Raw genomic sequence first — 19,052 nt, 5'->3', positions numbered from 1 at the left:
CCTCCGTCGTCATGCGAAGAGTCGTCGCCAAGTCTCGGGGCCGGGGTACCCGTCGGCCGCGCTGCCGCGCCAGCCCTGCGCCCGTTGGAAGGCCTCGACGTTGCGCCGGTCGGCCTCGCCCCACTTCGGGCCGGGGCCCGAGACGTAGTGACGGCCGTAGCCGCGCTTCACCAGCCGCTTGCCGAGCTGGGTGACGTGGGAGTTCGACCGGCCCGGCCGGAACCGGTCCGCCCCGGGGAACGCCGGCCGCGCTCTCGTACCGCCGGCCGCCCCCGCCTTCGGAATGTCCTTGCCGCGCCCCTTCACGAGGTACCGCCAGGTGTCCGGTCCCGGCAGCCCGTCGGCCTCCGCGCCCCGCCAGCCCTGCGCCCGCTGGAACGCCCTGGTGGCACGCCGGTCGGCATCGCCCCAGCGCGGTCCGGGGCCCACGTCGTAGAAGCGCCCGCCGCCCCGGTCGACGAGCATCTCGCCGAGCCGGGTCACATGCGCGTTGCGGGTGCCGGGCCCGAAGGACTTCGCACCGGGGAAGCCGGCCGCCGTCGACGTGTTCGCCGAACTGCCGCCGGTGCCTCCGGTCACGCCGTTGTAGCGGTACGCCACATAATTCGCGGAATTGTTCCAGTACGCCATCGGCGTCGACTGCGCACGGGTGTTCGGCTTCGTCTGTTCGTACGCGACGTAGTAGTCGTGCGTGTAGTCCGTCCAGCCGCCGAAGATCGTCACGTGCGACCCCTTGGTGGGGTCGGACGGGTTGTGGAACAGCAGGATGTCGCCGGGCTGGAGTTCACTCCTGTCGATCCGGGTGCCGAAGCGGGACAGGCTCCCCGTCCACTCGTTGTCGTCCAGGTTCCAGGCCATCGAGACATAGCCCGAACAGTCCTGGCGGTAGCCGTCGGACCAGTACTTCGTCATGGAGTACGGGACCTTCGCGCTCACCCAGCGCTTCGCGCGGTTGATGATGTCGGCGCGGCTGGTGCTGCGCAGCGTGTCGGCCGAGTGGTTCGACGACGGGCGGTGCAGCGGGCCGCTCGCTCCCTGCGGGGTCTGGGGATCCGGTTTGGCGACCGGCGCCGCCGCGGTCACCACTCCCTCGGCCCGCGCCGTGCCGAGCGCACGGGCGGCGTCCGCGTCGGCCTCGCCCGCGCCGGCTCCGGTGACGCCGAGGGCGACACCGGCGGCGGTGGCCATAACCAGCACACGGCGCGCGCCGTGTGCTGCGGGGTGGCCGCCCGCGCGCAGGGACAGGCCCTGGGCCAGCAGACGGCGCTGCTCGGCGCATCCGCCACAAGGGCAGTCGCAAGCGGGTTCGTACTCCTCGAAGACCGGTACGTTCATGCGATCCCCTCGACTCGACAAGATGCTGTGCCGTGTTGCACGCACGTCAGGAGCCAACAGTCCTGACTAATCACACTTTGACGGATCAAAGGTAAAAAACGACCATCCGACAGGCCACATCACTCATCAAATGGTCGGGAGCACTCCGGAGTGTCGGGTAGAGTTCTCCAGGTCAGCAGGCGCCGCTAGCTCAGTTGGTTAGAGCAGCTGACTCTTAATCAGCGGGTCCGGGGTTCGAGTCCCTGGCGGCGCACGCACGGCTGAGGCCCTCTCGTGATCACACGAGAGGGCCTCACTCGTTCGCCCGTATCACCGCCCGGGAGCGGGCGACCTTCGCGGCAACTTCACAGTCCGGCCACAGCTCCGCCTCCAACAGACCCCCAATGGGGTCATATGACACGCAAGTAGTATCTTTCACTCTTGCGATCATGGCGGGGGTCGTAGAACCTATCCTGAGGCCGACGAGTCCAAGGAAGCACGCGTTGCTTGTAGTTGGGGCAGCTGAAGAGTTTGCTCCGGTTTGCATACCGAGCGGGGTGGGGGTCCCGTTCAGGGGCCGATGCCACGAACGGCGTCATGCAACCGGAACGTCCCGATGCGTGTCTGTACTGAGGGCGGCGCGTGACCAGGCGGGCCACCACCGGGCGGCCCGCCACCGACATGTCCGGGACGGGTGGTCTGCGGGGGCCCTCTCCGGACGAACCGACCGACCAATCACGCAGCCAGCATGCGTGCGGGGGGATGACTGATGACGTCGACGCCGAACGGCGAGCGGCCGAACAACGACGCGTCCCGGACCACTCAGCTCCGGGTTCCCTCGCAGCTCAGGAATGCCAGGGCCCGCCTCCGGCCCAAGGCCGAACTACCCAAGTACGACTACGAGCACTACAGCCGGCTCGCCGGGCCGCTCACCCAGCCGGACCCGAACAAGCCGTACAAGGTGCAGTACCGCTCGCTGCTCTCGCAGGAGCCGCACCGGATCCGGGCCGCCCTGCTGCTCGGCGCCGCCCCGCTCCTCTCCCTCGGCCTCTTCGCCTGGCTGATGCAGCCTCAGCACTGGACCGAGCGCGACCCGAACCTGAAGAACGACACGCTGCTCGTCCTCGACATCGTGATGCTCGTCTCGATCGGACTGATCGAGCTGTTCCGCACGATGAACGTGCTGTCCAACGCGCACGCGACGCTCGTGGCCCGTGACCCGGTCCCCGTCGTACCCGCGAGCGGCACCCGCGTCGCCTTCCTCACCTCCTTCGTGCCGGGCAAGGAGCCCCTCGAAATGGTGACGAAGACGCTGGAGGCCGCCGTCAAGATCCGGCACCGCGGGCTGCTCCACGTCTGGCTCCTCGACGAGGGCGACGACCCCGCGGTCAAGGAGGTCTGCGCCCGGCTCGGCGTGCACCACTTCTCCCGCAAGGGCGTGGCGAAGTGGAACCAGGCGAAGGGCGCGCACCGCGCGAAGACCAAGCACGGCAACTACAACGCCTGGCTCGACGCGCACGGAGACGACTACGACTTCTTCGCGTCCGTCGACACCGACCATGTCCCGATGGCCAACTACCTGGAGCGGATGCTCGGTTACTTCCGCGACCCGGACGTCGGCTTCGTCATCGGCCCGCAGGTCTACGGCAACTACGACACGTTCGTCACCAAGGCGGCCGAGTCGCAGCAGTTCCTCTTCCACGCCCTGATCCAGCGCGCGGGCAACCGCTACGGCTCGCCCATGTTCGTCGGCACGAGCAACGCCGTACGCATCTCGGCGCTCAAGCAGATCGGCGGGCTGTACGACTCGATCACCGAGGACATGGCGACGGGCTTCGAGATGCACCGCGCCACGAACCCGCAGACGGGCAAGAAGTGGCGCTCCGTGTACACCCCGGACGTGCTCGCCGTCGGTGAGGGCCCGACGGCCTGGACGGACTTCTTCACCCAGCAGCTGCGCTGGTCGCGGGGCACTTACGAGACGATCCTCAAGCAGTACTGGCGGGGCTACACCACACTGCCGCCCGGCAAGCTCTTCAACTACACGATGATGATCATCTTCTACCCGATGTCGGCGCTCAACTGGATCCTGGCGGCGCTGAGTTGTGCGCTGTTCCTGGGGATGGGCGCCTCGGGTGTGCAGATCGACCCGGCGATCTGGATGATGCTGTACGGCAACGCGTCGGCCCTCCAGATCGGCCTCTACATCTGGAACCGGCGGCACAACGTCTCCCCGCACGAGCCCGAGGGGTCCGGCGGTCTCGCCGGCATGGCGATGTCCGCGCTCTCCGCGCCGATCTACGCGCGCTCGCTGCTCGACGCCGTACTGCGGCGCAAGAGCGGCTTCGTGGTGACGCCCAAGGGTGACTCGTCCAGTCCGGACACCCTGTTCGGGACGTTCCGGATCCATCTGTTCTTCATTCTCGTCTTCGCCGGATCGCTGATCTCGTCCTTCTTCTTCGGGCACGACCATCCGGCGATGATCACCTGGGCCACGCTGGCGCTGCTGATCACGGCGTCGCCGATCATCGTCTGGCGTCTGGGCATGCGCGCGGAGAAGAAGAAGCGCCGGAAGCACGGGGCGCACCGGGGCGGCGGGGGTACGCCTCCGGGATCCCCGCCGGCCGCTGGACCGTCCCCTCGGTCCCCCCAGGTCCCGGGCGCGTCCCAGACCTCGCAGGTTCCACAGCAGGCGCCCCCCGGGGCTCTCGACCAGACCATACAGATTTCCCTTGGGGGACCTAAGCAATGAGCGCGCTTCCCGTCCGGCCGAACCACCGCAAGAACCGGGCCCGTCGCTTGGCGATAGGCGCCGCGGTGGTCGTCGTGGTGGCCGGGATGAACGGGCCGGCGATGTGGCGGTTCGGTTCGGAGCAGTACCACGATTACAAGATCAACCGGCCTGATTACAAGGCCGCGAACGGCCACTGGGACTTCCTCGACATCCCGGCGAAGTTCAAGATCAATTCGATTCACGCGTCACTTCTGCACACCGGCAAGGTGCTGCTGATAGCCGGGTCGGGCAACAACCAGAAGAACTTCGACGCGAACAAGTTCGAGTCGGTCCTCTGGGATCCGGCGACGAACGACTTCAAGATGATCCCGACGCCCAAGGACATGTTCTGCTCCGGGCACACCCAGCTGCCGGACGGCAAGCTGCTGGTGGCGGGCGGTACGAAGCGCTACGAGAAGCTCAAGGGCGACGCCACCAAGGCCGGCGGCCTGATGGTGGTCCACAACGAGGACCCCGACAAGCCGATGACGCTGCCGGCGGGCACGATGTTCACCGGGAAGAAGAACGGCAAGACCTTCGAGTCCAAGGACCCGGTACTGGTCGAGAAGGCCAAGAAGATATTCGACCCGGCGACCGGCGCCTTTCTGCGGACCGAGCCCGGCCTCGGCCGTATCTATGTCGAGGCCAGGAAGTCCGGGAAGAAGTACGAGACCGGCACCGAGGACAATTACCGGGTGCAGGGCATGAAGGGCGCCGACGCCCGTAACGTCTACGGCATCGCGCAGAAGCTCGCGCTCGACAAGAAGGACTTCCAAGGCATCAAGGACGCCTTCGAGTTCGACCCGATCGCCGAGAAGTACATCAAAGTGGACCCGATGAACGAGGCCCGCTGGTACCCCACGCTCACGACGCTGGAGGACGGCAAGGTCCTCGCGCTCTCGGGCCTGGACGAGATCGGGCAGATCGTCCCGGGCAAGGACGAGATCTACGACCCCGAGACCAAGGAGTGGGAGTACACGGGGATCATCAGGAAGTTCCCCACCTACCCGGCGATCTTCCTGATGGACAACGGCAAGCTGTTCTACAGCGGTTCCAACGCCGGATACGGCCCCGCCGACGTCGGCCGCAAGCCCGGCATCTGGGACCTGGACACCAATAAGTTCCAGAAGATCCCCGGCCTGAGCGACGCGGACACGATGGAGACGTCGGCGACCGTCATGCTGCCGCCCGCGCAGGACCAGAAGTTCATGGTCATCGGCGGCGGTGGCGTGGGTGAGTCCGAGAAGTCCAGCGAGAAGTCCCGGCTGGTCGATCTCAAGGCGGACAAGCCGGAGTTCAAGGACGGCGCCGCGCTCGACAAGGGCACCCGCTACCCCAGCGCGTCGCTGATGCCGGACGACTCGGTGCTGGTCACGGGAGGCGCCGAGGACTACCGGGGCCGCAGCGGCTCCAACATCCTCGAAGCGAGGATGTACGACCCGAAGGCGGGCGAGTACAAGCGCGTCGCCGATCCCCAGGTCGGCCGCAACTACCACTCGGGCTCGCTCCTGCTCCCCGACGGGCGCGTCATGATCTTCGGGTCCGACTCGCTCTACGCCGACAAGGCGAACACCAAGCCGGGCGTCTTCGAGCAGCGGGTCGAGATCTACACCCCGCCGTATCTCTTCCGGGACTCCAAGCCGACGCTGACGGACGGACCGAAGCGGATCGAGCACGGCGAATCCGGGGTCTTCAAGACCGAGGACGCCGCGTCGCTCAAGTCCGCGAAGCTGCTGCGGCCGAGCGCCGTCACGCATGTCACGGACGTCGAACAGCGGTCGATCGCACTGGACATGGAGAAGACGGCGGACGGGGTCGAGGTGACCGTGCCGAAGAACAAGGCGCTGGTGCCGGCCGGTTGGTACATGCTCTTCGTGACGGACGACAAGGGGACGCCGTCCGAGGGCAAGTGGGTCGAGGTGCCGTAACCCGCCTGGTAGCGCACGACTGAACGATGAGGCCCCCGGCTCGCGCCGGGGGCCTCATTCGTTGTGGGTACTACTCAGTCGCGCCTACTACTTGGCGTTGCGGGCCAGTTCGAGGGCGTACTCCGGATACCAGTCTCCGGCCTTGGGCCCGCCCTTGCAGTCGCCGTCCGACTCCCCCGGCCGCTTGACCCACAGATAGGCCTTCACCAGCGGGTCACCGGTCTTGGTGGTCGGCGGCTCGCCGAGCGCGCGGCCGGGCGGGTTGCACCAGTTCTCGCCCGGATCGCCCTCCGTGTAGGGGCCGTTGCCGTTGCGGCTGGTGTCGATCACGAACGGCTTGTTGCCGACCTTCGCCGACAGCTTCTTGCCGAACTCCTGACTCACGTCGGTCGGGAAGAAGTTGGAGACGTTGACCGAGAAGCCGTCCGCCTTGTCGATGCCCGCCCACTGGAGCGGCTCGAACAGCGAGTCGGGCGACTGCCAGCCGGCGTTGCCCGCGTCGAGATAGACCGTGGTGGCCGGCTGCTGCTTGAGCCGTTCGATGGCGCCCTTCAGCAGGTCGTACCGCTCCTCGTGGAACTCCTCGGGTGTGCACCCGTCCACCAGGTGCAGCAGCGCGTCCGGCTCCAGGACGACCGTGGCCCGCCGGTCACCGATGCCCTTGGCGACCTTGTCGACCCAGTCCCGGTACGCGTTGCCGTCCGCGGCGCCGCCCTTGGAGAACTGGCCGCAGTCGCGGTGCGGGACGTTGTAGAGGACCAGCAGGGCGTCCCGGTCGGCCTTGGCGGCGGCTTCCGTGAAACCGCGGGCCTCCTGCTCGGGGTTGTCCGGGCCGATCCACTCGCCGACGGGCTGTGCGGCGATCTTCTTGATCAGGCCGGCGTTCTTGTCGTCGCCGTCCTTGGTGTAGTCGGCGACCTGCTTGGCCGCGTTGCCGTCGGGGTTGACCCAGTACGGATCGGTCGCCTTGGGCTGCTGGCTCGTGGCGGGGTTCTTCTCGCCCTTGTCCTCGCCGTCGGAGGAACACCCCGCGACGAGCAGTGCCGCTCCCGCGGCCGCCGCGCATGCCGTCACTCGAAGACCGCGACCGGAATTACTGCCGTACATCCACTCCCCCTCGGTGCCTGTTCGCCGGTGCCGCCCCCCAGGCGCCCCGCTCCTGCCCTGCCTGCCGCCCACCTGCCCGGACAAGACCGGTCGAATCCATCCTGGCACACGGCCCGGAGCCGTAAGGCCGCCCGCCCGCGTTCGTGTGCGAGCTGTGACAGCGGGGCCGCGGAGACGTTCCGCTGATGCCGGATCAGCCATCGTGACGCGCCTCTTCCACATCGGTGAGGTACGCCGAGACCACCACGTTCGCCGTGTACGTACGGTTCTGACGGTCGAAGGTCCCGCCGCAGGTGATCAGCCGCAGTTCGGCACGGTCCGGCTCGTGGGGGCCGTACACCTTCCGCGCGTCGAACTTCTCCCGCGAGTAGACGCGTACGTCGTCGATGGTGAACTCCGCGACCGAGCCGTCTGACCTGGTCACCCTGACCTTCTCGCCGGGCCGGGCCGCGCTCAGGTCGTAGAAGACGGCCGGTTCGGTCCGGGTGTCGACGTGGCCGACGAAGAGCGCAGTGCCGGTGGCGCCGGGCCGGGCGCCGCTGCCGTACCAGCCGACGGTCCCCGATTCCTCGTACGGCGGCGGCTCGACCGCCCCCGTGACGTCCAGGCCGCGTGAGACGACCGGCGCCTCTATCCCGACGGAGGGGACGTCCACGCGGCGCGGATCGGCGGGCTCCAGCGGGTCGCGGGCCACCGGGCGCTCCGCCATCGGCCGGCCGACAGCGGCGATGTCGCCTGTCATGGGACCGGAGGTGCCGACGACGGCGTCGTGGCCCCAGCCCCAGAGGCCGAGCAGCAGGGCGGCGAAGGCGGCCCCGGTCAGCAGTCGGCCGGATCCGGTCCGGCGGTCGGTGTCGGACATCTCAGCCGTCTCAGTCGGAGTCCCGCGCGGCGGAACGCTTCCGGCGCGCGCTGCGGATGGCCACGGCCACGGCGGCGACGCCGGCGAGGACGAGACCGATCACGGTGTGCGGGGTGCTGGGGCCGGCCTCGTCGGCGGCGGCGGTACTGACCGTCCGGCCGCCACCACCCGCCCGCACCGGCGCGACGGGCGAGGCTTGGCGCCCGCCGGGGTCGGCGTGGGCCTGGGAGGAGCGGGGCTGGGAGGACTGGGGCACCGAGGACTGCGGGTGCCGACCGGTCTGGACGGTCTTCGGCTTGGACTCGGGCCGGGTTTCGGGCTTGGTTTCCGGCCTCGACTCGGGCTTCGATTCGGGCTTGGTTTCCGGCCTGGACTCGGGCTTGGTTTCCGGCCTGGCGGAGGGCTTCACCGAGGGCTTGGCCGAGGTGGACCGCGGCTTCGCCTGGGGCTTGGTGGAGGCCGTGGCCGTGGCCGAAGTCTTGGGCTTGGGCTTCGCCGAAGCCGCGGCGGAGGCCGAGGTCTTCGGCTCGGTCTTGGGCTTGGGCTTCGCGGAAGCCGTGCCGGAGGCCGAGGTCTTCGGCTTCGGCTTTGGCTTTGCGGAGGTCGAGGCCGACGTCCTGGCGGAGGGCTTGGCCGAGTTCTTGGGCTTCGCCTTCGGATTGTGGTCCACCTCGAAGACCGCCGCGCGCCGGTGCTCGTGCCCGTCGCACCAGACGTCGACCGCGTACCTGCCGTCCTTCGCCGAGGACTTGACCTTCGCCTCACCCTGCAACGGCGACTTCCGGTCGCCGCCCCGGCGGGCTTCGAGTTCGGAGTCGGCGACGAAGACGTCCGACCGCGCCGCCCCCGCGCGGGGGTTCTCGCAGCCTGCGACCTTGATCTTCACCTCGCCGCCGGGGCGGACGGGGGACGGCGTGACCGTCGCTTTCACGGAGTCGTGGGCGTCGGCGGCGCTGGTACCGAGCACGGGGACCGCCACCATGGCGGCGACCAACCCTGCGGAACGGAGTGTGAGCAAGCCTGAACGCATCGTGAACCTCCTGACGAAGGAAGCCTCACCCGTCCGGCCGGATCCCGCATCCGCAGGGAGCCCAGAAAACCGTCACATACGGCTTTGACCTGCGACTATTCAGCCAGATCCGGTCAGATCAGATCCACCAGATCGGCGATCGAGTCGACGATCGTGGAGGGCCGGAACGGATAACGGTCGACATCCTCCGGCTTTGTCAGACCGGTCAGTACCAGGAAGGTCTCCATACCTGCCTCCAGCCCGGCCAGGACGTCGGTGTCCATCCGGTCGCCGATCATCGCGCTGGTCTCGGAGTGCGCGCCGATGGCGTTCAGCCCGGTCCGCATCATCAGCGGATTCGGCTTGCCCGCGAAGTACGGGTCCTTGCCGGTCGCCTTGGTGATCAGCGCGGCCACGGAACCGGCGGCGGGCAGCGGCCCCTCGGCCGACGGGCCCGTCTCGTCGGGGTTGGTGCAGATGAAGCGGGCGCCGTCGTTGATCAGCCGGATCGCCTTGGTGAGGGATTCGAAGCTGTACGTGCGAGTCTCTCCGAGCACCACGTAGTCCGGTTCGTGGTCGGTGAGGATGTAGCCGATGTCGTGCAGCGCGGTCGTGAGGCCGGCCTCGCCGATGACATACGCGGTGCCGCCGGGGCGCTGGACGTCCAGGAACTTGGCGGTCGCGAGCGCGGAGGTCCAGATGTTGTCCACGGGTACGGCGAGACCCATCCGGGACAGCCGGGCCTGGAGGTCGCGCGGAGTGTAGATCGAGTTGTTGGTGAGGACGAGGAAGGGCTTGCCGGAGTCCCGCAGCCGCTTGATGAAGGCTTCGGCGCCAGGGATGGGGATGCCTTCGTGGACGAGGACACCGTCCATGTCGGTGAGCCAGGATTCGATCGGCTTGCGCTCTGACATGTGACGGACTCCTGCCGTACGCAGTGTGCTGGTGGCGCCGCGGGCACTGCTCCGTACCGCTCGGCGACTCCAGCCTAATCAGGTACCGATGATCGCGGCTCTCAGGGAGGCGCGGTCGGGGTGCGGCGGCCGGGGCCGGCGGTCGGGAGGGCCGCCATCCTCAGTTGCCGGTGGCCGTCTTCCAGGCGCCGACGTACCCGTCGAGGCCGGGCTCGATCTTCTCCCAGTTGGGCTCGAAGAGTGTGACGCCGTCGATCAGCCTCGCCAGTTCGATGGCGTTCTCGTCGGTGGGTCTGACGTCCGTACGGGCGGGGAAGCCGCCGCCGATGTCGCTGACCTGTCTCTGTGCCTTCTCGGTCAGCATGTAGTCGAGCAGCTTCTTGCCGTTCGCGCTGTGCGGGGCGTCCTGCATGACACCGGCTCCGTAGTACATGGCGAACGTGGTCGGCTTGCCGCCCTCCTTCGCCGGGAACCAGATGGCGATGTTCGACAGGCTCTTGGACTGCTCGAAGTTCGTCTGTACGTCGCCGTTCGCGATGAGGATCTCGCCCTTGTCGACCTTGGGCGCGAGCTTGAAGGTGGAGGGGGTGGGGCCGACGTTGTTCTCTTCGAGCTTCCGCAGATACTCCATCGCCGGCTTCTCGCCGCCGAAGTCGTTCATGGCCTTGATGAGGAGACCCGTGCCGTCGCCCGCGACGCCGGGGGTCGAGTACTGGAGCTTGTCCTTGTACTTGGGGTCCAGCAGCTCCTCCCAGGTGGCCGGAGGGTCCGTCAGTTCCTTCTTGTTGTATATGAAGCCGAAGTAGTTGTTGACGACGGACGTCCATCTGTTGTCGACGGACTTGCCCGAACCGTGCACCCGGTCCGAGCCCTTGGGGTCGTACGACGCCAACAGCCCCTTGCGCTCCGCACGTTGGATGTAGGGCGGCAGAGCGATGATGAGATCGGCTCGGGTGTCGTTCTTCTCGCGGACCACCCGGTCCACCATCTCGCCGGAACCGCCCTCCTCGTACTTCACCTTGATGCCGGTGTCCTTCTCGAAGTCGGCGAAGACCTCGTCGTACCAGCCGTCACCTTCGACGCCCTTGAGCCCGTCGGCGCTGTAGACGGTGACGACGTTCTCGTCGGAGGCGCCCGATCCGTCGCCGCACCCGGCGAGCGAGGCGGTCAGGACGAGGCTGCCGACGACAGCCGTGAGCGGTCTGCGACAGCTTCGAGAGGTGAGGGCGTTACGGGAGTTGAGGGAGTTGCGGGGCATGACGGCTCGTATCTCCTAGCGGGGGGTGGCTCGGGGCGGGGACGGGCTGGGTCCCGTACCTCTGTGCACCGACACGCCCGCTCACCACCCGTAGATCACATAGGGACCCGCGGAAATGGCGATATCGAGGACCACGCACGCGACTTCGTGGGTCGCGGGGATGGTCTGACTCCAGAATCGCTTCGTTCAGGCCCAGGACGAGCATGAGAGTACCGCTCACCACGGGCCCTGGCTGCGCTCGCGCACGGATCGAGACAGGGTCAGCGGCGCTTGCGCGGGCGGCGGAGGCCGACGACCAGAGCGGTACCGGCGACGACGAGTACTCCGGCGGCGATCGCGGGTCCGGCGAAGGATCCGGAACCGGTGTCGGCGAGTGCGCCGATGCCCAGCGGAAGCGAAGAGTCCTTGCGGCTCTGGGAGTTGGGAGTGGAGGTGGGGGCGGGGGCGGGAGTACGTCTCTGCTCACCGGCGCCGGTGTCCTTCCCGCCCTGGTGGCGGGGGTCGGTGCCGGTGTTGCCGGTCTCCGTGCCGGAGTCCGTGTTGCGGTCTGTGTCGGGGGCTGTGCGCGCACCCGTACCGCGTACCGAGAAGCGGTAGTCGTTCGACTCCCCCACCCAGTCGCCGTCACCGCCACGCCGCTGCACCGTCGCCGCGTTGGCCACGACCTTGTTGGAAACGGCGGCGGCCGTGAAGGCCAGCCTCGCGCGGACGGTGACGGTCTGCCGGCCCGGGACCGCGAAGCCGGGGAAGCCGCCTTCGAGGACGGCGATCGTCTCGTCCTCGTCAGACTTCTCCAGCGACATGGTCCGCCAGCGGCCCTTGTCGTCGGTGAGCTGGAGCCGGACATGGGCCGTGGTGAGCGACCGGTGCCGGTCGCTGAGAACGATGACGGGGTGGATGTTGTGGCACGCCTCGTCGGTGCTGTTGGTGAGATCGATGGACCAGGTCTGTGGCGGACCGCCGGGGCGGTACTCGTCCGGGCCGCCGTGGATGCGTGTGTCGATGGGGAAGTCCGGATCGGATGCCCTGCCGCAACTCGGCTGCCGGTCGGCTCCGGGCCCCGACCCCGGCTCGTCCCCCGCGCCCACGCCCACGCCCGCGTCCTCGTCCTCGTCCGAGACGGCGGCGGTCGCGGTCGTCGCGGGCAGCACCGTGGGCACGATGGTGCCGACGGTGACACCGGCAGCTCCGATGGCTCCGATGATTCCGTTGACGAGGACGGGACGCAGTCGCATGGATCGCATGGGTGGGTGCCTTTGCTGATCGCGAAGCGGTCGGGCATGGGGAACGACCCCGACGCTGCCACGGCCCGACGGCCGCCCCATGAAGCCACACCCACCATGATCCGAAAATCACACAACCCCACCCCAACGGCCCCATCGCAAGGCGGAGGACCGTACTCGCACTGGACGTACTTGGACGAGTCCGACAAAGCGGCGAGGTGCCGTGCCAAGCGTTCCGAACCCGCGAAGATCCGGCGGACAGGGCCTGGCAGACAAGCGGATGGAATCGGGACATCGACCGGCGTGCGGAACTGGGCCAAGAGGGGAAGTCCTCTTCCATGAGGAGCTCGCACGGACCACAGCGCCCATCGAGGAGACCACCCGACTCCGACGCCTTCGCTCTCACCGGCTCACCGGGCACGTGTGTCCTTGACCGACCGGGCCGGCGGCAGGTCGCCCGGTCGGCATGACCGCGGCGCGCTGAGTTCGCCGACCCGTCTGCGCCACTCGATACGCGGCATAGAACTGCTCACCAAGTCAGCGACTCGGCACAGGAAAGGACCGGTTTTGGCCAGCGCACCCGGAATCCCGCCCGTAGTCCCAGGGCGCCTTCCCCTCCTCGGACACGGTCTGTCCATGGCAGGGAGCAGCAACCGGCTGAAGTTCATGCGGGACGTCCGCGCCCACGGCCCGATCGTGCGTATCCGGCTGGGTCCCAAGAGCGTGGTTGTCGTGAACGACCCCACCCTGATACACGAGATGCTCACCCGACAGGCGGACGCCTTCTCCAAGGGCCTCCTTCTCGAGGGACTGAAACTTTTCACCAAGGATGCTCTGCCTGTCACCGAGGGCCGCGTGCATCTGGCACGGAGGCGGCAGATGCAGCCGCCTTTCCACAAAGACATGGTCAGGAGCTACGTCGAGAAGATGGTGAGCACCACCGCGCCGACCATCGACTCGTGGGACCCCGCCACGACACTTGACATGAAGACCGAGATGCAGCTGATCACTCAGAACGTGGTCATGTCCGCCCTGTTCTCATCCGTCCCGGCACGCGAGCCCGCACGGGTCATCCTGGAAAGTGTCGACACCGTTTTCCGCGCCGCGCTGCTCAGAGTCCTGCTGCCGATACGTGCGCTGGAGACTCTGCCCACACGCGGAAACCGGAAGATCGCGGCTGCGAGCTCCGCGTTGCGGAACGGAGTCACGGAGATCATCGAGGATCACCAGAGGCGGCCCGACTCGTATCAGGACGTCATCTCGCTGCTGATGAACACTCAGGACGACGCCGGCAAGGCCCTGGACGGCGACGGCATCCTCTCCGAGGTGACAGCGCTGCTCGCGGCCAGCTCCGAGACCACCGCTGTGGTGCTCTCATGGCTGTTCTACGAACTCGGCCGCAACCAGGACCTGGAGCGCCGGCTGCACGAGGAGGTCGACAGCGTGCTCGCCGGCGACGAACTCACCGCCGACCATCTCGGCCGCCTCCCCTACACCGGGCGGCTTGTCCAGGAGACTCTGCGGCTGTACGCGCCGTGGCTCCTCACCCGGCAGGCCCTGCGTAACGTCCGGCTGGGCAAGACCGTGCTCCCGGCCGGAACCGACGTGATTTTCAGTCCCTACGCCGTGCACCGCGATCCGAGCCTGTACGCGAACCCTGACCGGTTCGATCCTGATCGCTGGCACCCGGACCGGCCGCAACCCCCCAGGGACGCCTTCCTCCCGTTCGGGGCAGGCAAGAGAAGGTGTATCGGCGACGTCTTCGCGGAAACGGAGGCGAAGGTCGTCACGGCCCTCATCGCGTCGAGATGGAGACTCAAGGCCGCGCCCATGAGGGGTTCCGTAAGGGCCGTGGGCGAGATGACCACGCAACCGTCACGGCTTCGCATGATCCCTGAGCTCAGGACCGACGCCCCGGATCGGTCTGCACGGTCCGTCCGATGACAGGCATGGGCCGCGGTGTCGCGTACCTGCTGTTGGACGCGCGTAGCTCACGCCCGAATCGACTCCAGCTCCTCGGTTAGACGAAAAGCCCCACCGCGTTTGGGAGTTGGTCTCGCCGTTTCGGTTGGCGTGAGGCGAGTTGCCGGCCTCACGCCAACCGGAACGACAGGCCCTAACCCCCCACCGACACCCGCCCCCGCCCCCGCCCGAAAACCCTCGCGTGACCGAACACCGGGGCGAGCACCAGCTGCGCCGCCCCCTCGGCGACGGGATCCCTCCCGCCGTCAGCCATCACCACCGGCACAACAGGACCCCGCGCCCGCTCCGCGAGCACCGCTCCGACTCCCGACACAAAGCGTTCCTCCGCCGCCGCGACCGCGCGCCCACCGAGCAGCACCCGGTCGATGTCCAGCAGCCCGACGAGATTCGCCGCCCCGGCGCCGAGCACGCGCGCCGCCTCCGCCAGGTCGCCGCGCGCGACCGCCCCCATGCAGAGCGCCTCGATACAGCCGCGGTTCCCGCAGTCGCACGGCGGTCCGTCGAGCTGGATGACCTGGTGCCCGAACTCGCCCGCGCCGGTGCGGTCGCCCCGGTAGAGCGCGCCGCCGAGTACGAGGCCCGCGCCCAGCCCCGTACCGAGGTGGAGGTACGCGAACGAGTCGCCGGGCCCCCGCAGCGCGAGCCCGAGCGCGGCGGCGTTGGTGTCCTTGTCCAGGACCACGGGCAGGCCGAGGCGGTCGGCGAGCGCGTCGCGCAGCGGGAAGCCGTCCCACCGGGGAAAACCGGTGACGCGCCCGAGCACTCCGGTCGCGTGGTCGAGCGGGCCCGGCAGGGCGACGCCGACGCCCAGCAGCCGGCCCGGACTCACCGCGCCCGAGGTCTCCGCGAGGCGCCCCGCCTCCGCCCGTACCGACTCCACCTGTCCGGCCGCCGTCTCGACGACCTCGGCCGCCCCGGCTCCCAGGTCGAACGGCGCCGTGCGGACCGCGACCGGGGCGCCCGCCAGGTCGACCACGACGGCCGTCAGCTCGTCGCGGTCCAGATGCAGGCCCACGGCGTGCGCGGCGGAGGGGACCAGACACAGTACGGTCCGGGGTTTGCCGCCGGTGGACGCCCGTTGGCCGGCGCCGGCGGCCAGTCCCTCCGTACGCAGCCTGGCCGTGATCTTGCTGACCGCCTGGGGGGTGAGGCCGGTGGATTCGGCGAGTTCCAGGCGGCTGATACCGCCCTCCCCCGCCGTACGGAGCAGGTCGAGTACCAGCGCGGAGTTGTGGCTGCGCAGCGACGGCAGGTTCGCACCGGTGTGCGGGCTCGGGTTCACGCCGGTACGGATACCCGCGGGTACACCCGCCCCCGCTTCCGCCCCTGTTTCCGCCGTCACCTCCGGCTCCGCCACCACCCGCGCGCTCCCCTGTCCGCCGTCGCCGTCTCTGCTGTCACCACTGTTGCCCACGGTGTCATTGTCCCGCGCGCTTGCACTATGGCAACACCGTTGCTTAAGTGGAACTCATGACTGGCACCGGTACCCCTCTGCGCGTCGCACTCGTGGGCTACGGCCTCGCGGGCTCCGTCTTCCACGCCCCGCTGATCTCCGCGACCGAGGACCTGGTCCTCGACACGGTCGTCACCTCGAACCCGGAGCGTCAGGCGCAGGCGCGCGCCGAGTTCCCCGACGTCCGCTTCGCGGTGTCGCCGGACGAGCTCTGGGAGCGGGCGGACGAGCTGGACCTGGTCGTGATCGCGTCGCCGAACAAGACGCACGTCCCGATCGCGACCGCCGCCCTGAAGGCGGGTCTGCCGGTCGTCGTGGACAAGCCGATCGCCGGCACCGCCGCCGAGGCGCGCGCCCTCGCCGCTCTCGCGGAGGAGCGGGGCCTGCTGCTCTCCGTCTTCCAGAACCGCCGCTGGGACAACGACTTCCTCACTCTCTCCCGCCTCGTCGCGGGCGGCGAGCTGGGCGACGTACAGCGCTTCGAATCGCGGTTCGAGCGGTGGCGGCCACAGACCAAGGGCGGCTGGCGCGAGTCGGGAGTACCGGAAGAGATCGGAGGGCTGCTGTACGACCTGGGCAGCCATGTCGTGGACCAGGCGCTGGTGCTGTTCGGTCCTGCGGCGCAGGTGTACGCGGAGTCCGACGTACGCAGGCCCGGTGCCGCGGCCGACGACGACACGTTCATCGCGCTCACGCACACGAGCGGTGTGCGCTCGCATCTGTACGTCAGCGCCACCACGGCCCAACTCGGCCCGCGCTTCCGGGTGCTGGGCTCGGAGGCGGGTTATGTGAAGTACGGCCTGGACCCGCAGGAGGCCGACCTGCGCGGCGGCAGGCGTCCCAACACCCCGGAGTCCGCCGGGAACTGGGGTGTGGAGCCCGAGTCGCTGTGGGGCCGCATCGGGGCCGGTGAGTCCCCGGCGTCGGGTGGCGGCCACCCGGTGGAGAGCACGCCCGGCGACTACCCGGCTTTCTACGCGGGGGTCGCGCGAGGGCTTCGCGACGGTACGCCGCCGCCGGTGACCGCGCACGAGGCGGCCGCGGCGCTCGACGTCCTGGAGGCGGCGCGCCGCTCCGCCCGCGAGGGTGTCACGGTCACGATCGGGGCCTCGTCATGACGGCGGCCCAGGACCGTCCCTTCCCGACGGTGGCCGAACTGGAGGCGCAGGAGGCCCGGTTGGTCCTGCCGCACTTCACGTACGACGACGCGTGGGCGCTCGGGAGCCTGCTGGTCGAGCTGTCGCGTGAGCGCGGGGCGCCGGTCGCGATCGACATCCGCCGGGGCGCTCAGCAGCTGTTCCACTGCGCGCTGCCGGGCTCGTCGGCGGACAACGACGCCTGGATCGACCGCAAGCGGCGGGTGGTCGAGCGGTACAGCGAGAGTTCGTTCCTGGTCGGTTCGCGCTTCCGCGCCAAGGGCGGCACGTTCGAGGACTCCTCGCGCCTGGACCCGGACCGGTACGCGGCCCATGGCGGCTCGTTCCCGATCACGGTGCGGGGAGCGGGAGTTGTCGGCACGGTGACGGTCTCGGGGCTCCCGCAGGAGGAGGACCACGCGCTGGTGGTGGAGGCCCTGGAGCGGACGCTGGCGGGGTACGGGAGCTGACGTAGCGCCAACTCGTGCACTCCCGCGACTCGTTCAGCGCCCTGTTCAGCTCTTGATCTCGCGGAAGCCCGGCACGCTCGCGACCAGGAGCGTGCCGTCCCACAGTCGCAGCGCGTCCTCGGGCCCCGGCGTCTCGGTGACGACCGGGCCGAAGAACGCGTGCCGGGAGCCGGAGGGGTGGGTGACGGCGAGGACCGGCGTACCCACCTCTCCGACGACCAGGCTCATCGCTTCGTCGTGCGAGGCGCGCAGCGCGGCGTCGTGCTCGGTGGACAGGCCCGCCTCGGCCAGTGCCACCGGCAGCTCCGCGGCGCTCAGGGCCTCGGCGATGTCACCCATCCACTCGCGCCGCCCGCCGTCCCCGGCGGTCCACAGCGCGTCGTAGAACCTCCCGAGCGCCGCGTGCCCGTGCGCCGTCTGGATCGCGGCACAGACGCGGGCGGGGATCCAGAGGTAGCCCTCCTCGTCGCCCTCGGGGTCGACGTCCTTGCCCTCGTTCAGCACCGAAAGGCTCATCACGCGCCAGCGGATGTCGACGGGGCGCTGTTCGGCGACGGCGACGATCCACGTCGCGGTGACCCGGCTGAGCGGGCAGGCGGGGTCGAACCAGAAGTCGACGGTCCGTCGCTCCGTGGCCATCCGGGTGCTTCCTCTCGTCGGTCCGACCCCGCCCAAGGCCCGCTGGGTTACGCGTCCTTGAGTTCCTGGCGCTGCCGCCCGAGCCCGTCGATCTCCAGCTCGACGACGTCCCCGGCCCGCAGGTACGGCTTCGGCTCCGGCTGCCCGAGCGCGACGCCCGCCGGCGTACCGGTGTTGATGACGTCGCCCGGGTAGAGCGTCATGAACTGGCTGACGTAGCGCACCACTTCGGCCACCGGGAAGATCTGCTCGGCCGTCGTCCCGTTCTGCTTCCGCTCGCCGTTGACGGACAGCTTCAGCGACAGCGCCTGCGGGTCGGGCACCTCGTCGGCGGTCACGAGCCAGGGGCCCAGCGGGTTGAACGTCTCGCAGTTCTTGCCCTTGTCCCACTGGCCGCCGCGCTCGATCTGGAACTCGCGCTCGGAGACGTCGTGGGAGACGGCGTAGCCCGCGACATGCGTCAGGGCCTCCTCCGCGGAGTCCAGATAGCGGGCGGTACGGCCGATGACGACGGCCAGCTCCACCTCCCAGTCCGTCTTGACGCTCTTGCGCGGTACGAGGACGGTGTCGTCCGGGCCGACGACGGTGTCCGGCGCCTTGAAGAAGATGATCGGCTCGGTCGGGATGTCCGCGCCCGTCTCGCGCGCGTGGTCGTGGTAGTTCAGCCCGATGCACACGATCTTGCCGATCCTGCCGACCGGCGGTCCGGTGCGCAGTCCTGCGGAGTCGACGACGGGCAGCTCGCCGGACGCGGCGGCGGCCCGGATCCGGTCGAGCGCGGCCTCGTCGGCGAGCAGTGCGCCGTCGATGTCCGTGACCAGTCCGGACAGGTCCCGGAGGTTTCCGTCCTGGTCGAGCAGTGCGGGGCGCTCCGCGCCCGCCGTACCGACACGCAGCAGCTTCATGGTTGTTCTCCCTCTGGTCGAGCGGATCGACCTGGTCGAGCGGGGGCCCGCCGACGGGTCGCGGCCATCGGCGGATCG

The 19,052-nt window shown here is 69.1% G+C and carries 15 protein-coding genes and 1 tRNA gene; 6 read left to right on the top strand and 10 right to left on the bottom strand.

Features of this window, described 5'->3' with window-relative positions:
- Positions 1 to 9: 9 nt before the first annotated feature.
- Positions 10 to 1,335 (bottom strand): peptidoglycan-binding protein, encoded by a 1,326-nt coding sequence (locus ACFWHU_RS37000; protein WP_387230565.1) that lies wholly within the window; start codon positions 1,333 to 1,335, stop codon positions 10 to 12.
- A gap of 179 nt (positions 1,336 to 1,514) precedes the next feature.
- Between ACFWHU_RS37000 and ACFWHU_RS36995 the strand changes: the two genes are divergently transcribed.
- From ACFWHU_RS36995 to ACFWHU_RS36985, 3 genes are all read left to right on the top strand, one after another.
- Positions 1,515 to 1,588 (top strand) — tRNA-Lys (locus ACFWHU_RS36995).
- Positions 1,589 to 2,083: 495 nt separating this feature from the next.
- Positions 2,084 to 4,066: a glycosyltransferase family 2 protein gene (locus tag ACFWHU_RS36990; protein WP_385803369.1), complete on the top strand. Its 1,983-nt coding sequence runs from the start codon at positions 2,084 to 2,086 to the stop codon at positions 4,064 to 4,066.
- Positions 4,063 to 6,015: a galactose oxidase-like domain-containing protein gene (locus ACFWHU_RS36985; protein ID WP_387230563.1), complete on the top strand. Its 1,953-nt coding sequence runs from the start codon at positions 4,063 to 4,065 to the stop codon at positions 6,013 to 6,015. The genes ACFWHU_RS36990 and ACFWHU_RS36985 overlap by 4 nt, the downstream gene beginning before the upstream one ends.
- Before the next feature lie 87 nt (positions 6,016 to 6,102).
- On the opposite strand, the gene ACFWHU_RS36980 is transcribed toward ACFWHU_RS36985, so the two are convergent.
- The 6 genes from ACFWHU_RS36980 to ACFWHU_RS36955 all read right to left on the bottom strand — a co-directional run bounded on the left by ACFWHU_RS36980 (position 6,103) and on the right by ACFWHU_RS36955 (position 12,409).
- Complete coding sequence (locus tag ACFWHU_RS36980; protein ID WP_385803364.1) at positions 6,103 to 7,122, bottom strand: glycoside hydrolase family 6 protein; 1,020 nt, start codon at positions 7,120 to 7,122, stop codon at positions 6,103 to 6,105.
- A gap of 193 nt (positions 7,123 to 7,315) precedes the next feature.
- On the bottom strand, positions 7,316 to 7,984 hold the full coding sequence (locus tag ACFWHU_RS36975) for a class F sortase (RefSeq protein ID WP_387230561.1): 669 nt from the start codon (positions 7,982 to 7,984) through the stop codon (positions 7,316 to 7,318).
- Positions 7,985 to 7,994: 10 nt separating this feature from the next.
- On the bottom strand, positions 7,995 to 8,951 hold the full coding sequence (locus ACFWHU_RS36970; protein ID WP_387230559.1) for a hypothetical protein: 957 nt from the start codon (positions 8,949 to 8,951) through the stop codon (positions 7,995 to 7,997).
- A 176-nt stretch (positions 8,952 to 9,127) separates the two neighbouring features.
- Positions 9,128 to 9,907, bottom strand: a complete 780-nt coding sequence (locus ACFWHU_RS36965) for an HAD-IIA family hydrolase (protein ID WP_385803358.1) — start codon at positions 9,905 to 9,907, stop codon at positions 9,128 to 9,130.
- 160 nt (positions 9,908 to 10,067) lie between these two features.
- On the bottom strand, positions 10,068 to 11,165 hold the full coding sequence (locus tag ACFWHU_RS36960) for a 2-aminoethylphosphonate ABC transporter substrate-binding protein (RefSeq protein ID WP_385803356.1): 1,098 nt from the start codon (positions 11,163 to 11,165) through the stop codon (positions 10,068 to 10,070).
- A 260-nt stretch (positions 11,166 to 11,425) separates the two neighbouring features.
- Positions 11,426 to 12,409, bottom strand: coding sequence for a hypothetical protein (locus ACFWHU_RS36955; protein ID WP_387230557.1), 984 nt, complete (start codon positions 12,407 to 12,409; stop codon positions 11,426 to 11,428).
- 402 nt (positions 12,410 to 12,811) lie between these two features.
- Between ACFWHU_RS36955 and ACFWHU_RS36950 the strand changes: the two genes are divergently transcribed.
- Positions 12,812 to 14,332: a cytochrome P450 gene (locus ACFWHU_RS36950; RefSeq protein WP_387230555.1), complete on the top strand. Its 1,521-nt coding sequence runs from the start codon at positions 12,812 to 12,814 to the stop codon at positions 14,330 to 14,332.
- A 172-nt stretch (positions 14,333 to 14,504) separates the two neighbouring features.
- Here ACFWHU_RS36950 and ACFWHU_RS36945 read toward each other — a convergent pair whose 3' ends face one another.
- The gene (locus ACFWHU_RS36945) at positions 14,505 to 15,653 is read right to left on the bottom strand and encodes an ROK family protein (RefSeq protein ID WP_387230579.1); all 1,149 of its coding nucleotides are present in this window, start codon (positions 15,651 to 15,653) and stop codon (positions 14,505 to 14,507) included.
- A gap of 188 nt (positions 15,654 to 15,841) precedes the next feature.
- Here ACFWHU_RS36945 and ACFWHU_RS36940 point away from each other — a divergent pair, with 188 nt between their 5' ends.
- Together ACFWHU_RS36940 and ACFWHU_RS36935 are read left to right on the top strand one after the other, a co-directional pair.
- On the top strand, positions 15,842 to 16,942 hold the full coding sequence (locus ACFWHU_RS36940; protein WP_387230553.1) for a Gfo/Idh/MocA family oxidoreductase: 1,101 nt from the start codon (positions 15,842 to 15,844) through the stop codon (positions 16,940 to 16,942).
- Complete coding sequence (locus ACFWHU_RS36935) at positions 16,939 to 17,430, top strand: heme-degrading domain-containing protein (protein ID WP_387230551.1); 492 nt, start codon at positions 16,939 to 16,941, stop codon at positions 17,428 to 17,430. Before ACFWHU_RS36940 ends, ACFWHU_RS36935 begins: the two co-directional genes overlap by 4 nt.
- A gap of 45 nt (positions 17,431 to 17,475) precedes the next feature.
- Here ACFWHU_RS36935 and ACFWHU_RS36930 read toward each other — a convergent pair whose 3' ends face one another.
- Both ACFWHU_RS36930 and ACFWHU_RS36925 read right to left on the bottom strand, forming a co-directional pair.
- On the bottom strand, positions 17,476 to 18,069 hold the full coding sequence (locus tag ACFWHU_RS36930) for a disulfide bond formation protein DsbA (protein WP_387230549.1): 594 nt from the start codon (positions 18,067 to 18,069) through the stop codon (positions 17,476 to 17,478).
- A 47-nt stretch (positions 18,070 to 18,116) separates the two neighbouring features.
- Positions 18,117 to 18,974, bottom strand: coding sequence for a fumarylacetoacetate hydrolase family protein (locus ACFWHU_RS36925; protein ID WP_385803345.1), 858 nt, complete (start codon positions 18,972 to 18,974; stop codon positions 18,117 to 18,119).
- Positions 18,975 to 19,052 lie beyond the last annotated feature (78 nt).

The organism is Streptomyces sp. NPDC060366 (assembly GCF_042725135.1).
Classification (GTDB): domain Bacteria; phylum Actinomycetota; class Actinomycetes; order Streptomycetales; family Streptomycetaceae; genus Streptomyces.
Note: the sequence above shows the minus strand (reverse complement) of the source record. Positions and strands in the feature narration are given on the sequence as shown.

What these genes read in the sequence shown, in the direction of transcription:
- ACFWHU_RS37000 (WP_387230565.1), bottom strand. Translation starts at nt 1,335, where the DNA reads ATGAACGTACCGGTCTTCGAGGAGTACGAACCCGCTTGCGACTGCCCT.
- ACFWHU_RS36990 (WP_385803369.1), top strand. Translation starts at nt 2,084, where the DNA reads ATGACGTCGACGCCGAACGGCGAGCGGCCGAACAACGACGCGTCCCGG.
- ACFWHU_RS36985 (WP_387230563.1), top strand. Translation starts at nt 4,063, where the DNA reads ATGAGCGCGCTTCCCGTCCGGCCGAACCACCGCAAGAACCGGGCCCGT.
- ACFWHU_RS36980 (WP_385803364.1), bottom strand. Translation starts at nt 7,122, where the DNA reads ATGTACGGCAGTAATTCCGGTCGCGGTCTTCGAGTGACGGCATGCGCG.
- ACFWHU_RS36975 (WP_387230561.1), bottom strand. Translation starts at nt 7,984, where the DNA reads ATGTCCGACACCGACCGCCGGACCGGATCCGGCCGACTGCTGACCGGG.
- ACFWHU_RS36965 (WP_385803358.1), bottom strand. Translation starts at nt 9,907, where the DNA reads ATGTCAGAGCGCAAGCCGATCGAATCCTGGCTCACCGACATGGACGGT.
- ACFWHU_RS36960 (WP_385803356.1), bottom strand. Translation starts at nt 11,165, where the DNA reads ATGCCCCGCAACTCCCTCAACTCCCGTAACGCCCTCACCTCTCGAAGC.
- ACFWHU_RS36955 (WP_387230557.1), bottom strand. Translation starts at nt 12,409, where the DNA reads ATGCGATCCATGCGACTGCGTCCCGTCCTCGTCAACGGAATCATCGGA.
- ACFWHU_RS36940 (WP_387230553.1), top strand. Translation starts at nt 15,842, where the DNA reads ATGACTGGCACCGGTACCCCTCTGCGCGTCGCACTCGTGGGCTACGGC.
- ACFWHU_RS36935 (WP_387230551.1), top strand. Translation starts at nt 16,939, where the DNA reads ATGACGGCGGCCCAGGACCGTCCCTTCCCGACGGTGGCCGAACTGGAG.
- ACFWHU_RS36930 (WP_387230549.1), bottom strand. Translation starts at nt 18,069, where the DNA reads ATGGCCACGGAGCGACGGACCGTCGACTTCTGGTTCGACCCCGCCTGC.
- ACFWHU_RS36925 (WP_385803345.1), bottom strand. Translation starts at nt 18,974, where the DNA reads ATGAAGCTGCTGCGTGTCGGTACGGCGGGCGCGGAGCGCCCCGCACTG.